The organism is Nocardia uniformis NBRC 13702, assembly GCF_001613345.1.
In the GTDB taxonomy this organism is placed as follows: domain Bacteria; phylum Actinomycetota; class Actinomycetes; order Mycobacteriales; family Mycobacteriaceae; genus Nocardia; species Nocardia uniformis.
Map to the genome: position 1 here is coordinate 15,253 of NZ_BDCE01000111.1, position 15,319 is coordinate 30,571.

Sequence of the window (15,319 nt, forward strand, 5' to 3'; positions counted from 1 at the left end):
TCGTGTCGCGCGGACCACACCTACTACTCTCGGGTAACCATCACCCAGCCTACTGCCGACACGCGCGACATGGCCCTGCGACGAGGCTGTGTCACCTCCGGCGAAGTGGCACGTTCGTCTAGTAGCCTGCTGAAATGCGTCGCTATGTGGCCGCCATCGATCAGGGCACTACCTCGAGTCGGTGCATCGTCTTCGACCATCGGGGCTTGGTTGTCGGCGCCGCGCAGCGCGAGCACGAGCAGATCTTCCCGCAACGGCGAAACTATCTGGCGCAATACCGAATCCGTCATCGCCGAGGCCCTCGACAAGACCGGGTTGACCGCCGCCGATATCGCCGCGGCGGGCGTCACCAATCAGCGCGAGACCACCATGGTGTGGGAACGCGCCACCGGCAAGCCGATTCACAATGCCATTGTCTGGCAGGACACCCGCACCGCCGCCCTGGTCGGAGAGCTGGGCGGATCCGATGGCCCCAACCGCTACACCGACCGCACCGGGCTGCCGCTGTCCACCTACTTCGCCGGTCCGAAGCTGCGTTGGATTCTCGACCACGTACCCGGTGCGCGTGCACGCGGCGAGGCGGGCGAACTGTGCTTCGGCACCATCGACAGCTGGGTGCTGTGGAATCTCACCGGTGAGCACATCACCGATGTCACCAATGCCTCGCGCACCATGCTCATGGATCTGCGCACGCTGCAATGGGATCCGGCGATCTGCGCGGACTTCGGCGTGCCGATGGCCATGCTGCCGACCATTCGCAGCTCCTCGGAGGTGTACGCGGATATCAAAACCGGTGCGCTGAAGGGTGTTCCGATCGCGGGCATTCTCGGCGATCAACAGGCGGCCACCTTCGGCCAAGCCTGCCTGACTCCGGGGGAAGCCAAGAACACTTACGGCACAGGCAATTTCATGCTCATGAATACCGGGACGACGCCCGTATTCAGCGAGCACGGCCTACTCACCACCGTGTGCTACCAACTCGGCGAGGAACCGGCGGTCTACGCCCTCGAGGGTTCCATCGCCGTCACCGGCTCCCTGGTGCAGTGGCTGCGCGACAATCTCGGCCTGATCGACTCCGCCGACGATATCGAGGCCCTCGCCCACACTGTCCCCGACAATGGCGGCATCTACATAGTCCCCGCCTTCTCCGGCCTCTTCGCCCCCCGCTGGCGCCCCGACGCCCGCGGCGTGGTGGTCGGCCTCACCCGCTTCGTCAACAAGGCGCACTTCGCCCGAGCCACCCTGGAAGCCACCGCTTTCCAAACCCGTGAGGTCATCGATGCCATGCGCGCCGACGCCGCCGCCCAGCAGCTCGACATAGAACTCGTCACCCTCAAGGTCGATGGCGGCATGGTCGTCAACGACCTCCTCATGCAGTTCCAATCCGACCTCCTCGACGCCCCCGTGGTCCGCCCCGTGGTCATCGAAACCACCGCTCTCGGAGCCGCTTACGCCGCGGGCCTGGCGGTCGGCTACTGGGCCACCCCCGATGACATCCGCGCCAACTGGGCCGAAGACAAACGTTGGAACTCCACCATGTCCGACGCGGATCGCCAGCGCCTTATGGGCGAATGGAACAAGGCCGTCGAACGCACCTACGACTGGGTCTGATCGCGCGGGCGCGTTCGCAATCAGGATGTGACGAGCCGGAATCCGGATCCGACTCCACCGCGGCTGTCGAGGTCGGCCATGATCGCGGTCATCGAGCTCGCCGCGCCGGTCACCCACTGGATGCCGACCACGGCGTCGTCCACGACGATGGGAGCGCCCGAGTCGCCGGTGAATTCGGTGACGGTATTGAGGATGTAGGGGCCGATGGTGCCGATCATGACACCGCAGGTTCGGCCGGTGGTGACGCCCTGCTTGCACAGTACGGTTCCGGGCGGCGGCGGTTCCGCTATCCGCCGGATGGTGGTATCTCCGATGGTGGCAGTCGGGATCACCATCGACTTGTCGAAAACGATGACGGCGTAGTCGAGTCCGACACCATTGGGCCCGGGTACAACAGGATTGCCGCCGCTGATGTAGGCGACCGTACCGATCACTTCGACATTCACGCCCCCTGGCTCGGGCTCGTTGAGGTGGGCCGCGTGCACCACCTCGTCACCGAGCCATTGATTGCCGTGCGTGTCGTATGAGCAGTGCGCGTTGGTGATTCCGACCAGATTGTCGTCGGCGTCGTAGCCCACGGCGGCGAGGGTGCACAGATGCGCCCAGTAGGCCACCTGTACCGGTACACCGTGCAGCATCGCGACACCGGCACCACCGCCGACCACCAGGCGATCGTCCGGCACGGCGGAGACGGTCGGGGATCCCACGCAGACAATGGCCACGGCGCACAGAGCAACCGCTAGGCGTACGAGCATCACGAAACGATCTTGTCAGACTTCAGCGGAACCCGATTGCGCGAGTTGCAATCCCGCTCCGACACCGCCGCGGCGCACAGCATGGTGGCGGGCGGTTCGCCGGGCGGCTGGGCGGGTGAGCGGTATTCCGGCGGCGACGGTATACCGTACGCGCCGCATGTACCGCGGGCTACCGAGGATCTCCGTGCGATGTCGCCAGCCCCGTCATCCCGGCGTGCTTGTGGCCGGGATGCACTACTGATCAGAGGTGGATTCCGGCCACAAGCATGCCGGAATGACGAGCGAGTGGGCGACACTACGTATTCAAGCTCAATAGGTCAGACCCGGGCTGCGCGGGCCAAGCGGTCGACCGCTTCCGTCAGCACATCCGCGTGAGAAGTGGTGAAGCACAGGCGCATCGAGTGCGAATAATCGGTAGTGACCGCGAAGGCTGAGCCAGGGACGTAGGCGACGCCCGCGTCGAGTGCGCCCGGTAGCAGGGCGTTGGTATCGGTGCCGTCGGTGAAGTCGACCCAGACGAACATCCCGCCCGCGGCGTCGGTGGTGACGACGCGGTCGGCGAAACGGTGGCGGACCGCACCCACCAGGGCTTTGGCGCGGATGCCGTAAGCCGCTCGGACCGCATCGATATGGGTGGTGAGCCAGTCGGTATCGGTGAGCAGATCGGCGGCGATCTGCTGGGTGAGGGCGGAGCCGCAGAGGTCCGCGCCCTGTTTCAACAGTTCCACAGCTCGACAGACCTGGGCGGGTGCGACCATCCAACCGACGCGCAGGGTGGGGGCGAGAATCTTGGAGACACTGGACAGGCGAATGACGTTGGGAGAGTAGTTCGCGACGGGCACCGGGGAGGGCTGGTCGAACCAGAGCTCACCGTAGGGATCGTCCTCGATGATCCAGAAGCCGTGGGTGTCAGCGAGTTCCGCCAGTTCACCACGACGTCGCGGGCTGAGCGTAACGCCGCCCGGATTGTGGAAGTTGCTCACGGTGTGGACGACGGCGGGGCGCTCGCCACGGGTAATGAGCTCGCGCAGGGCGTCCACCCGCATACCCTCGGCATCGACGGGGACGGCCTCGATACGTGCTCCAGCGGCCCGAAAGACCTGTAGCGCACCGACATACGCCGGATCCTCGACCACGACCAGTGCCCCCGGGTCGAGGAGGACCTCGGACAGCAACGACAGGGCCTGCTGGGAGCCGTGGGTGACGAACACCTCGTCGACCAGCACGGGACGGCCGAGGGCGGCGGACTCGCGGGCGGCGAGGACCTCGCGCAGCGGACCCCAGCCCGGGGATTCGGTGTACTGCAGTCGCGATCGGTCCGACAGCGCGGCCGCGGCGGCGGTGGCGATCCGGTCGCGGGGCATGAGCTCGGCGTCGGGGAGGCCACCGGCGAGACTGATGATATCGGCGCGCGCGGTGAGTTTGAGCAGGTCACGTATCGCCGAACTCTGCAGACTGTCGAGACGTCGCGCCAGAGGCGGAGTGATCGGCGACATGGGACACCTCCGAGGGAGCGCCGGGGTATACGAAATCCCACTGTGTCACAGAGCTACCAGTATATGAAATCAAATTCTCATATACTGGGACGCATATCGGCGCGATACAGCTGCCCAGCCGCCTACCGGGGCGGATCACCGCCCCGACAACTCAGCTCAGCGTTCCGCGATCTCGAAGATGAGGTGCTTGCCCTCCCGGTTAACCGTGGTGACCCGCTGGTGATAGACCGTGGTGGAGCCATCGGGGCGATGCTCGGTGAGGTCGGCGTCGAACACCTCGGGCGTCACCTCCACAATGCGCAGGCAGTAGGTGGTGCCGACGGGGATCACGTCATTGATCGCCTGCTGAATCGTCTCCGCCGGAGACACGTTCGGCGCGTCCGGGGCCACGAAGGACCTGGCCTTCGTACCACTGCGGTCGGCATAGAAGGCGTGCTGGAAACCGAGGATCGCGCCCGAACCGGTAGCGGTGGAACCCGGGCCATTCCCGACGGTCGTATTGCCGTCCATGCGGGCGGGGCAACTCAGCGCGGCGCTACTGGTCGGACCCGCCGCATTGGTGGTGGAGGGCAATACGCCTGCCTGGTCATCACTGGACCCACCGCGATTGACCATGACGATCACCACCACGAGCGCGATGAGCGCGGCCAGCACCGCACCGCCGCCGATGACTATGCGCGCCCGCGACCGAGTGGGCTCGACACGCACCGGTGGAGCAGCGGGTTTCGGAGCCAGCAGCTGCGCGATGGGGTCATCGGCCCACGACAGCGACTGCTGTTTCGGCGCGGCGGACTCGGCCCCGGCGGATTTCGCGGCCGGGGGTTGTGGCACTTCGGAATTCGACGGCATACCGGCATCCGCCGACCGCAACCACGTCGACTCCCGCCCGGTCTGGGAGGTCTTGATCCCGCCCGCGGGGGCCCACCCCGAATTCGACGGGGGCGTGGGCGGCACGGCCTGCTCACCCGAGAAGCGAACGGTCGCGTCCGACGCATCGCCGGTCCGCGGATACTGCGGAGTCGAGGAATCCGGCGCTCGATACTGCTGCGGCGGAGCCGGAATCGGCGGTGCCGCATCGGCCGGACGCCACCCCATCTCCGGGCTCGGCGCGATCGGCTGGCCGAACTCCGTGACCGGGGGGCCGAATTCCGACAGCGGCGGTCCGAACTCCGACAGCGGGGGGCCGAACTCTGATTGCGGCGGGCCGAAATCGGAGAGCGGGGGGCCGAATTCCGGCTCCGCCAGCGGCGGCCCGAAATCGGAAGCGCTCGCGGCAGCCGCATTCAGGTCGGCCCGGGACAGCTTCTCCGTCTGCTGCGATTCCATATCGCCGGCAGGCTGCGACTCCGGCGGCGACTGCGCGGCGTCCGCGGCGTCCACAGACTCGTCCTTGCCGGAATCCATCACCGGTGTCCTTTCCCCGCACATGCGTGAGGGCGGTCGCTAACGACCGCCCCCGCGCGACAACTGGTGTTGCTGTCTGCCTCTAACTCAACGTCAGTACTGGACCGAACCACCGAATTCCGTGGTCACGCCGCCGACGTCAACAGTCTGCGCAGGCATCTCACCCACGGGCAGCTTAGCAATATCACCGAGCGCCTCCAGCGCGGCGGCACCGCCCGGCTGCAGACGGATCCAGCCCTCGGTGGCGAACTTGGCGGCATTGACCTGAGTGGTGTCCACGGTGAACTCGACCGTGCGATCCTCACCCTCGCCACCACCGACGAATCCGGTCACCTTGATGGTGTTGGCCTCGATGAACTCCATCGAGATACCCGCGTCACCGTAGCCACCCGGGGTGCTGTAGCCGATGGTGCCGACGTAGCCATCCAGATTGCTGAAGTGGTGGGTATTGGCCGCGAAACCGGGCAGCAGACCGCCGCCGTCGATATTCGCGCCGACCTCGGTGTGCGGGCCGGACATCTCGACCACCGGCGCGGCGGGCGCGGTCTCCACGACGGGAGCCTCCCAGCGCGGCTGGACGGTCTCGGGACTGGTGAGGGTATCCATGGGATCGGTGTTCTCGGCGTCCTCCGGGGTGGCACCGGCCTGCTCGGGCTCGGCCTCACCGGGCGCACCCGGCGTCGTCGTACCGGGCTGGACGGGAGTGGTGGTACCCGGCTGGCGCGGGTTCGCCACAGCGGGCTGGGCCGGGGACTGTCCCGGCACCGGCAGCGGAGCCACGCGCGGAGTGGTCACACCGGGCTGGGACGGATTCGGCTTCGGGGTCTCGGTGCCCGGCTGCGTGGTGCCCGGCTGCGTGGGCTTGTCGCCCTCTTCCGGCTTCGCGTTGGGGTCGGTGACGCCCGGCTGGCCCGGCTTCACCTCGGGCTTCTTGTTTTCCTCGGGCTGCTCGCCGTCCGACTGCTCTTCCGGCGCTTCGTTTTCGATCGCCGGCTCACCGGGCTGCGCCGGCGCGGTCGGCACGGCATCGGGATCGTTCGGAACGGCATTGGCGGGAGCCTGCATCAGGGTGGCCACAACTGCAGCGCCCGCCACTGTTAGGGAGGTGCTCACCTTGATCCGACTCGGCTTGCGGTGCTTCACTTTTCGCATATCCCTTTCGATCCCTCATCCCGCGTGCGAGCGCGGGTGACCGCGAGTCGCACCGGCTGGGGCCGGAAAAGGGTTGTACCCCCGACAATCTCGCGATCGCCCGACCGATCGCTTTCCCGCCGCGAAGTGAATCACACCCAGCGGCGAGCGGCAAGACGGCGGGGGCTAGATCACCCGATGTTCACTCATCAATCGAGATCATCATGCCGCATCAGCTGGCGCGCCGCCTCGGTAACGGAGCCGGTGAGTGAGGGATAGACCGAAAACGTCTGTGCCAGATCATTGACCGTGAGATTGTTCTGCACCGCGAGCGCGATCGGTTGGATCAACTCCGACGCGATGGGCGCGACCACGACTCCGCCGATCACCACACCGGTCGCCGGGCGGCAGAAGATCTTCACGAAACCCCGACGCAGGCCCAGCATCTTGGCGCGCGGATTGGTGTTCAGCGGCAGCATGACCGTGCGCGCGGGCACCTCGCCATTGTCGATGGCGTTCTGGCTGACGCCGACGGTGGCGATCTCCGGGCGTGTGAACACCGCGGAGGCAACCGTTTTCAGGCGAATCGGCTGCACACCCTCACCGAGTGCGTGATACATGGCGATCCGGCCCTGCATGGCGGCGACGGAGGCCAGTGGCAGCAGGCCGGTGCAGTCACCCGCGGCGTAGACGCCGGTGGCCGTGGTGCGCGAGACACGATCGACCCGGAGGTAACCCCCCTTGTCGAGTTCGATGCCGAGCCGGTCCAAACCGAGGTTCTCGGTATTGGGGATGGAACCGACCGTCATGAGCGCATGCGAACCGGTGACCGTGCGGCCGTCGGAGAGTTTCGCCACAATCCCATCGGCGGTGCGCTCGACCGCGTCGGCGCGGGCGTGCTTGACCAGCTCCACACCGCGCTCGGCGAGCGCGTCCTCCAGCACCAGCGCGGCATCGGCGTCCTCGCCGGGCAGGACGCGGTCGCGACTCGAGACGAGTTTCACCTTCACGCCCATCTCGGTATAGGCGGAGACGAATTCGGCGCCCGTCACACCGGAACCGACCACGACCAGGGTTTCGGGCAGTTCCTTGAGGTCGTAAAGCTGACGCCAGTTGAGAATGCGCTCGCCGTCGGGTTCGGCACCGGGCAACACGCGCGGACTGGCGCCTGTGGCGATCAACACCACCTCGGCCTCGATCACGCGTTCCTGACCGTCGAAGAGGGTGGCCTTCACCAGGTGGGTGGCCAGACCCGGGGCCTGGTCGATGATTTCGCCCCTGCCGGCCAGCACGGTGACACCGGCGGTCTGCAGCTTGGTCTTGATATCGGACGACTGGGCCTGTGCCAACGCCTTGACGCGGGAGTTCACCTCGGCCAGACGCACCTGCGCCTGCGACGGATGCACGGTAATGCCCAGGTCCCGGGCGCGCCGCAGATCGGTGCGCACGCCGGTGGAGGCGATAAAGGTCTTGGACGGCACGCAATCCCACAGCACACACGCGCCGCCGATGCCGTCACTGTCGATCAAGGTGACGGGCGCCCCGTGTTGGGATGCCACCAGCGCCGCCTCGTATCCGGCGGGGCCGCCCCCGATGATCGCAATGCGGGTCATTGTCCCTCCGCTTCTGCCTCGGCCACCAGGATCTCCGGTCGCCGTCAATAACGATATGCGGCCAGGTCCGCTGCGTTTAATTTGCCTCCGCTTCGCTGGGCGGGTTCGCGCCCGACGAGTCTCGATTCATCGTTCCCTCCGCCGCTCCGCTTCGCTCCCCGCTCGACGCGGGCCCAGCACCGAGACGCCGGGAGCCGCGGCGGTTGTCACCGAACGGGCCGGACGGTGCCGCCCGCGTTGTGTCTGATCAGGGATCGCCGAACGCGCGGTGGATTAGTTCGATAGGCTCTTCTAGTGCCGATTTACGCCGCCTATGGATCCAACATGGACCCAGAGCAGATGCTCAAGCGCTGTCCGCACTCCCCTGTGTACGGAACCGGCTGGTTGGAGGGTTGGCGCCTGACCTTCGCCGGGGACGACATCGGCTGGGAGGGTCCGCTGGCGACGGTGGTCGAGGAGCCTGGCTCCCGGGTATTCGTCGTCCTCTACGACGTACCGAGCGAGGATGAGCAGAGCCTGGACCGCTGGGAGGGCTCGGACTTCGGTATCCACAAGAAGATCCGCCTCCGCGTGACACCCAGCCCGGGTACCGGCACCAAACCGGTCCTCGCCTGGCTGTACGTCCTCGACGCGTACGAGGGCGGTCTCCCTTCGGCCCGCTATATCGGCGTCATCTCCGACGCGGCCGAAAAGGCCGGGGCCCCCGAGGATTACGTGCACGCGCTGCGCACCCGCAACTCGAAGAATGTCGGCCCGGGGACCTTCGGGCCGTAATCTCCGACCGGATAAACGCGCGGGCCGCACCGGTTTCGGTGCGGCCCGAGCGTTTTGTCAGCTGTCAGTGCGAATTCAGGACCAGGTTGGTCATGACCTTCACGCCCACGGCCAGCGCGCGTTCGTCGATATCGAAGGTGGGCTGGTGCAGGTCCAATTGCTCTCCGATGCCGGACCAGACGCCGAGGCGGGCCATAGCTCCGGGGACTTCCTCCAGGTACCAGGAGAAATCCTCACCGCCGCCGGACTGCTGGGTGTCGGCGAGGGCATCGGGGCCGGTGGCGCGAATGGCGTCTTCGAACATGCGGACCGCCAGTTCGTCATTGACGACCGGTGGTACGCCGCGCTTGTAGTTGAGCTGGTAGCGGACGCCGGTCGGGGCGAGCAGGCCGTCGACGATCTCGCGGACCATGGGCTCGAGCAGCGACCAGGTGGCGTGATCACCGGTGCGGACGGTGCCGGTGAGCATGCCGGTCTGCGGAATAGCGTTGGGGGCCTTACCCGCCGACACCGCTCCCCAGACCATGACGGTGCTGGTACGCGGGTCGATACGGCGGCTCAGCAGACCGGGCAGACCGGTAATGACGGTGCCGATGGCGTACACCAGATCACTGGTCAGGTGCGGGCGCGAGGTATGGCCGCCCGGTGAGTCCAGTACCAGTTCCACGGTGTCGGCGGCGGAGGTGATGGCGCCCACGCGAATGCCGACGCGCCCGACCTCCAACCGCGGATCGCAGTGCAGGGCGAACATGCGCGATACGTCCTCCATGGCACCGGCGGCGACCATATCTAGCGCACCACCGGGCATGACCTCTTCGGCGGGCTGGAAGACCAACCGCACACCGACCGGAAGATCCGGCACCTCGGCGAGGGCAAGGGCGGTGCCGAGCAGGATCGTGGTGTGCGCGTCGTGGCCACAGGCGTGCGAGACGCCCGGCACGGTGGAGGCGAAGGGCAGGCCCGTGTACTCCTGCATCGGCAGCGCGTCCATATCGGCGCGCAGACCGATCCGCGGGCCCTCGGGGCCGAGATCGACGAGGAGACCGGTACCGTTCGGTAGCTTTCGTGGTTCGAGACCCGCCTTGACCAGCCAGGACTCCAGGAATTCGGTGGTGCCGAACTCGGTCCGGGAGAGTTCCGGGTTGGCGTGAATGTGTCGACGCCATCCGATCAGGTCTTCTGTGTGCTCGGACAGCCACGACGCAACCACGTCACGCCCGGAAACTTTGGCCGGTGTGGCGTTCGCGGTGCTGTGCGCATTCACGCAAGCTGCCGTCTCCGGGCCTGCAGTTCGCACCGGTGCCCGGCCGGTTGTGCTCACCGAATATCCTCCTGTCGCTGAAACTGCCGTTGACTAACGCGTTCCGACAACCGATCCCTATGAAATTCATCGCATGAAAGCTGTATCGCCGTTCTCGCCAACGCCGTTGCCCCGTCCAGGACGGCGCGGTCGGCGGAAGCGTTCACAGCGGCTGCCGCGAAGTCGGGCTGGTGGGTCACCGCTCCACCGGCATCGATGCCGATCACCGGATGGATACCGGGAATCAGGTTGGTGACGTTGCCCATATCGGTGCTACCCAACGGTCGTGCCGCCTCGAGTTCCGGGGCGATCGGTACGCGTCCCACACCGATGATCTGCTCGCGATAACAACACAGTAATGCCGCATCGGGCGTGAGCTCGGTATATGTGGGCGCGAGCTGCCGAATGTCGTGTGTGCATCCGGTAGCCAGGGCACCTGCCTCGAAACAGGCCGACGCTCGTCGCATCAGATCGTCGAGGGTTGCGGAGTCGACTGCGCGTAGGTAATACAGCAGTTCCGCGTGTCCGGGCACGATGTTGGGGGCCACGCCGCCCGATCCGACTATACCGTGCAGTTGCTGTCCGGGCAGAAGATGTTGACGTAGCAACCCGAGAGCAACCTGCGCGATGGTGGCGGCATCACCAGCGTTTCGTCCGAATTCGGGCGCGGCGCTGGCATGTGATTCGCGACCGTGGAAGACCACTTCCAGATCGGCCAGCGCCAGCGAGCGCGCATCCACGATGTCCTCCGGGCCCGGATGCACCATGAGCGCCATGGCGAGATCGTCGAAGACGCCGCGCTCGAGCATGAGGACCTTGCCGCCGCCGCTTTCCTCCGCGGGGGTGCCGAATACCTTCACCGTGATGCCGCAGGTGTCGGCCACCGCGGCCAGACCCAATGCGGCACCGACCGCCGAGGCGGCGATGATGTTGTGTCCGCAGGCGTGGCCGATTTCCGGCAGCGCGTCATATTCGGCGAATACGCCGACGACGAGGTCACCGCTGCCGTAGCTGGCGGTGAACGCGGTGGGGAGATCGCCGACGCCGGTCTCGATATCGAACCCGTGCTCGGCGAGCGGTTCGAGAGTTTTCGCGGCGCTGCGGAATTCTTGGAAGGCCAATTCCGGTTCGGCGTGGATGTCATGGGAGAGTCCGACAAGTCGGTCTCGTGCGGCGGCGATGGCGGCATCGGCGGCCGCGAACAGGGCCGAATCCGCCGGTGCCACGGCAGCGTTCACCGCATGCTCGACCCGGGAGTGCCGACCATTCGGTATGCGAGATCGCGGGTCATCGCTGCCGTTGCGCGCTGACATGGGTGACAGTCTCGCACTGTGCGCGCTCCCGCGCCTCCCTCCCCCGCCGCTCCCCCGCCTCCCCGCGACTCCAGCGCCCGGCCGAGAGCCGTTGACCGTCATGCACGCGTGCCGACGGTTTGGAGCCGAACCGATTCTGGGCGTACCCCAGGAGTTACCCCGATTCTTGCGAAATCAGTGGCGACGGTTTGTGGACCGGGGCTCTCACTTACAGCGATGCCCCGCACGCCGTTGGGCGGGCGGGGCATCCGAATTGGATATTCCTATCCGGCGTTGAAGGCCAGGTTTTCCGGGGTGGTGGCGGTGGCCAGGCCCTCGAGGGTGCTGCCGTGCAGCGCCTTCTTGATTACCGCGAGGTTGGGCTTGCGGTTGCCCGCTAGTGCCGCGGCCCGCGCGATGGCGGCGGGCAGCAACTGCTCGGCATCGGCTTTGGCGTCGGCGATTCCGGCGGCGATGGCGTCATCGGCGGCGTAGCGGCGGCCGGTGGTCATGGCCTCCACGGCGACCTGGTTGGCGAGGCGCCCGGTCACGAGGGCATTCATGGCAACAGTGAACGGCATGCCCAGATGCACCTCGGGCAGGCACCAGAAACCGCGGTCGGCGCGCATGATGCGGAAGTCATTGGAGGTGGCGAGCATGGCGCCCGCGCCGAAGGCGTGGCCGTTGACGGCGGCGACGGTCGGCATGGGGAAGGCCAGCAGGCGGCTGAAAATGGTGTGCACGCGGTCCAGGTACCAGTGCACCTTGTCGAAATTGCCGAACAGCCAATCGGTATCGAGACCGTTGGAGAAGAACTTGCCGGTCGCGGTGGTCACCAGCGCGGCGGGCCCCTCGGACGCCTCGACTTCATCCAGGAGTGCGTGGACCTCGTCGATCCAATCCGGGTGGAAACGGTTCTCGCTATCGGTCTGTCCCTCGTTACCGAGGTACAGCACGAATACGTCCCCGTCACGCTTCAAATACGGCATGTGTGCAGGGTAATAGGGGCGCACCGATAGTCCTACTCGCGGGTAGCAATTCTGCGGCGCGGCTGACTGCCGCGAGTACGGCATCCACCGGGTGCTGGCGGGCGTGCGCTCGGGAGGTGTCGCGCTACTGCCGAATGGGCGTGTATTCCGGCCACCTGACACCGGAAAACGAGGGCGGCTCGGCCAGGTGGGCGCAAATGCGGGCTGAGTGACGGAAGACCGCATCGACCAGCCGGATCCGACCTTATGAGCGCCGCGCGGTCAGCGCAGGTCCGGCAGTCCGACGGCGCAATCGGGGCGAATGGGGCACGTCTCCATTGCGCCCGAGCATGGGAGATCGACTGCGACTAGGGTGGCAGACATGCTAGCCGCGCAGGCCGCCGAGGCGATTGCAGAACGTACGGGAGTGCAGAAGCACCGGGTTGCCGTAGTGCTCGGATCGGGGTGGCAGGAGGCCGCGCTCGAGATCGGTGATCCGGCGACATCCATTCCGATGGGCGAGGTGCCGGGGTTCGGGTCACCCACCGCGCAGGGGCATCAGGGCACTATTCACTCCGTACCCGTTAATGACGCGCCGGTACTGCTGCTCATGGGCCGCCAGCATTTGTACGAGGGCTACGAGCCCGCACAGGTGGTGCACAATGTGCGGACCGCCATCGCAGCGGGCGCGGAGACCGTGCTGCTCACCAATGCCGCGGGCGGTATTCGCGACGGATTGCACGTCGGCGAACCGGTCCTCATCAGCGACCACATCAATCTGACGCTGCGCACCCCACTGGTCGGCGCGGATTTCGTGGATCTGGTCGACGCCTGGGATCCCGAATTGCGATCACTGGCAAGGGAAGTCGATCCCAGCCTGAGCGAAGGTGTGTACGCGGGCCTGACCGGGCCGCAATACGAGACGCCCGCCGAGATACGCATGCTCCGCACCATCGGCGCGGATCTGGTCGGTATGTCCACCGTGCTCGAGGCCATTGCCTGCCGGGCGCTGGGCGCGCGCGTACTGGGTATCTCCCTGGTGACCAACCTCGCCGCCGGCGTGACCGGCGCGCACCTGTCCCACGCGGAGGTGCTCGCCGAGGGCCACGCCGCCGCACCACGATTGGGCAAACTGCTGCGCGGCGTGCTGGAACGAATCTAGGAGACGTTCATGCTGCGCTTCGGCACCGCCGGGCTCCGCGGGCCCCTGCAGGACGGCCCGGACGGCATGAATGTCGCAACGGTGGCGCGGGCCAGCGCCGGTATCGCGGCATGGCTGCGCGAACGCTGCCTGGGTGGCGGACTGGTGATCGTCGGGCGCGACGCCCGGCACGGTTCAGCGGAATTCGCCGCCGCCACAGCGGAAGTGTTCGCGGCCGCCGGTTTCTCGGTGCTGCAACTCCCCCGCCCGCTGCCCACACCGGTGGTGGCCTACGCGGTGCGTGAACTGAAAGCGGTTGCGGGCGTGCAGATCACCGCTTCGCACAATCCGGCCACGGATAACGGCTACAAGGTGTACCTGGACGGCGGTTCCCAGATCGTCCCGCCCGCCGATACCGAGATCGAAGCCGGTATCGAGGCGATCCACGACGCTATCCCCCGTACCGATCCGAGCATTGCGGCTCCCGGTCCCGAGCGGCTGTCACTGCCCGAAGGCAGCACCGTCGAGGAGATGGGCGAGGAGATCGTCCGCCGCTACCTGGCGCGAGTTGCCCAGCTGCCCAAGCTGATCGGCGGCGAGGGCGGACCGGGTGAAGTGTCGGCCACCGCGACCCCCACATCGGCGCGGGGGGATCAGACGATCGCCGGTGGCCCGTCCGATCACCTGACCGAGTCGCACATCGCGGCCGGCCGCAGGGTCCATACCTCGTTCCAGCGCGGCGAGATTCGCATCGCGCTGACCGCAATGCACGGCGTCGGCGGCGAACTCGCGGTGACCGCGTTGCATGACGCCGGGTTCACCGATGTGCACGTGGTCGCCGAGCAGTTCGAGCCCGATCCGGACTTCCCCACCGTCGCGTTCCCGAATCCCGAAGAGCCGGGGGCATCCGATCTGCTGCTCGCGCTGGCCGAGCGGGTCGGGGCGGATGTGGCGATTGCCTTGGATCCGGATGCCGACCGGTGCGCCGTGGGCGTGCCCGGCGCGGACGGGTGGCGGATGCTGCGCGGTGACGAAACCGGGGTGCTGCTCGGCGATTTCGTGCTGCGCACCGCCGCACCAGACGCCCTTGTCGCGACCACCATTGTGTCGTCCCGGCTGCTGAGCAAACTGGCTCCGGCCCGAGGTGCGCGCTACGCCGAAACCCTCACCGGCTTCAAATGGTTGGCGCGGGCGGGCGATGGCCTCGTCTACGCCTACGAGGAAGCGATCGGCCACTGCGTCGATCCGACGGCGGTCCGTGACAAGGACGGGATTTCGGCGGCGGTCGCGGCAGCGGATCTGGTGGCGCAATTGAAAGCGGCGGGCCGCACCGTCGATGACGTACTCGACGACTACGCGGTCGAATTCGGTGTACACGCGGGGGCTCAGGTATCGCTGCGCTTGGCTGATGCCGCCGAGGCCGCGCAAGTGGTGGAACGCCTGCGGCAAGACCCACCGGCCGAAATCGCCGGGGAGCCGGTCATTTACACCGATCTACTCCAGGTGCGCGGACAGATGCGCACGGACGCCCTGATCTTCGAGGGTGAGTCACTACGTCTGGTGGTTCGCCCCTCCGGCACCGAACCGAAACTCAAGTGCTACATCGAAGTATTCGAACCCGCAGGTGAGCGCTCGGCACTTCCTGCTACGAAAGACGAGGCCGCACACAGGCTCTCCAGCATTCGGGAGTTCTGCGAGAAGCTGTGACGAGATCTCGCCGATTCAGCGCTGATTGGTGCGAGTGGCTGGTTGCTGTTCTCGGGGCCTACGTAGCCAAGTTGTCGAGCGTGGGCTGCGGTTCCAGCTGGGTGCCGGGAGAAGGAATCAAAGAAAT

At 66.7% G+C, this 15,319-nt stretch carries 11 protein-coding genes and 1 pseudogene; 4 read left to right on the forward strand and 8 right to left on the reverse strand.

Annotated features, from left to right (window positions below; all coding sequences use genetic code 11):
- Positions 1–134: 134 nt before the first annotated feature.
- Positions 135–1,545: pseudogene (gene glpK, locus NU1_RS37210) on the forward strand (glycerol kinase GlpK); the annotation flags it as partial.
- Positions 1,546–1,631: 86 nt separating this feature from the next.
- On the opposite strand, the gene NU1_RS37215 reads toward glpK, so the two are convergent.
- The 5 genes from NU1_RS37215 to NU1_RS37235 all read right to left on the reverse strand — a co-directional run bounded on the left by NU1_RS37215 (position 1,632) and on the right by NU1_RS37235 (position 8,010).
- Positions 1,632–2,366, reverse strand: a complete 735-nt coding sequence (locus NU1_RS37215; RefSeq protein ID WP_169815198.1) for a chymotrypsin family serine protease — start codon at positions 2,364–2,366, stop codon at positions 1,632–1,634.
- A gap of 317 nt (positions 2,367–2,683) precedes the next feature.
- On the reverse strand, positions 2,684–3,862 hold the full coding sequence (locus NU1_RS37220; RefSeq protein ID WP_067528946.1) for an aminotransferase-like domain-containing protein: 1,179 nt from the start codon (positions 3,860–3,862) through the stop codon (positions 2,684–2,686).
- A 156-nt stretch (positions 3,863–4,018) separates the two neighbouring features.
- The gene (locus NU1_RS37225; RefSeq protein WP_245720486.1) at positions 4,019–5,266 is read right to left on the reverse strand and encodes a DUF8176 domain-containing protein; all 1,248 of its coding nucleotides are present in this window, start codon (positions 5,264–5,266) and stop codon (positions 4,019–4,021) included.
- Between the two features lie 93 nt (positions 5,267–5,359).
- Positions 5,360–6,418 (reverse strand): hypothetical protein, encoded by a 1,059-nt coding sequence (locus NU1_RS37230; RefSeq protein WP_245720487.1) that lies wholly within the window; start codon positions 6,416–6,418, stop codon positions 5,360–5,362.
- Between the two features lie 188 nt (positions 6,419–6,606).
- Positions 6,607–8,010 carry an NAD(P)H-quinone dehydrogenase gene (locus tag NU1_RS37235; protein ID WP_067528947.1) on the reverse strand — a complete coding sequence of 468 codons (1,404 nt, stop codon included), beginning with the start codon at positions 8,008–8,010 and terminating at the stop codon, positions 6,607–6,609.
- A 294-nt stretch (positions 8,011–8,304) separates the two neighbouring features.
- Here NU1_RS37235 and NU1_RS37240 point away from each other — a divergent pair, with 294 nt between their 5' ends.
- Positions 8,305–8,784 carry a gamma-glutamylcyclotransferase family protein gene (locus NU1_RS37240; protein ID WP_067528948.1) on the forward strand — a complete coding sequence of 160 codons (480 nt, stop codon included), beginning with the start codon at positions 8,305–8,307 and terminating at the stop codon, positions 8,782–8,784.
- Between the two features lie 64 nt (positions 8,785–8,848).
- On the opposite strand, the gene NU1_RS37245 is transcribed toward NU1_RS37240, so the two are convergent.
- The 3 genes from NU1_RS37245 to NU1_RS37255 form a co-directional block, all read right to left on the reverse strand.
- Positions 8,849–9,994, reverse strand: a complete 1,146-nt coding sequence (locus tag NU1_RS37245; protein WP_067528955.1) for a M20 family metallopeptidase — start codon at positions 9,992–9,994, stop codon at positions 8,849–8,851.
- Between the two features lie 107 nt (positions 9,995–10,101).
- The gene (locus NU1_RS37250) at positions 10,102–11,289 is read right to left on the reverse strand and encodes a M20 family metallopeptidase (protein ID WP_067528956.1); all 1,188 of its coding nucleotides are present in this window, start codon (positions 11,287–11,289) and stop codon (positions 10,102–10,104) included.
- A 371-nt stretch (positions 11,290–11,660) separates the two neighbouring features.
- On the reverse strand, positions 11,661–12,365 hold the full coding sequence (locus NU1_RS37255) for an enoyl-CoA hydratase-related protein (RefSeq protein WP_067528949.1): 705 nt from the start codon (positions 12,363–12,365) through the stop codon (positions 11,661–11,663).
- A gap of 361 nt (positions 12,366–12,726) precedes the next feature.
- Between NU1_RS37255 and NU1_RS37260 the strand changes: the two genes are divergently transcribed.
- Together NU1_RS37260 and NU1_RS37265 are read left to right on the forward strand one after the other, a co-directional pair.
- Positions 12,727–13,506, forward strand: a complete 780-nt coding sequence (locus tag NU1_RS37260; protein ID WP_067528950.1) for a purine-nucleoside phosphorylase — start codon at positions 12,727–12,729, stop codon at positions 13,504–13,506.
- Between the two features lie 9 nt (positions 13,507–13,515).
- Complete coding sequence (locus NU1_RS37265; protein WP_067528951.1) at positions 13,516–15,192, forward strand: phospho-sugar mutase; 1,677 nt, start codon at positions 13,516–13,518, stop codon at positions 15,190–15,192.
- Positions 15,193–15,319: the final 127 nt, after the last annotated feature.

Excerpts from the sequence above, each read along its gene's own strand:
- NU1_RS37255 (WP_067528949.1), bottom strand. The coding sequence starts at position 12,365 with ATGCCGTATTTGAAGCGTGACGGGGACGTATTCGTGCTGTACCTCGGT.
- NU1_RS37230 (WP_245720487.1), bottom strand. The coding sequence starts at position 6,418 with ATGCGAAAAGTGAAGCACCGCAAGCCGAGTCGGATCAAGGTGAGCACC.
- NU1_RS37260 (WP_067528950.1), top strand. The coding sequence starts at position 12,727 with ATGCTAGCCGCGCAGGCCGCCGAGGCGATTGCAGAACGTACGGGAGTG.
- NU1_RS37265 (WP_067528951.1), top strand. The coding sequence starts at position 13,516 with ATGCTGCGCTTCGGCACCGCCGGGCTCCGCGGGCCCCTGCAGGACGGC.
- NU1_RS37220 (WP_067528946.1), bottom strand. The coding sequence starts at position 3,862 with ATGTCGCCGATCACTCCGCCTCTGGCGCGACGTCTCGACAGTCTGCAG.
- NU1_RS37235 (WP_067528947.1), bottom strand. The coding sequence starts at position 8,010 with ATGACCCGCATTGCGATCATCGGGGGCGGCCCCGCCGGATACGAGGCG.
- NU1_RS37215 (WP_169815198.1), bottom strand. The coding sequence starts at position 2,366 with ATGCTCGTACGCCTAGCGGTTGCTCTGTGCGCCGTGGCCATTGTCTGC.
- NU1_RS37225 (WP_245720486.1), bottom strand. The coding sequence starts at position 5,266 with ATGGATTCCGGCAAGGACGAGTCTGTGGACGCCGCGGACGCCGCGCAG.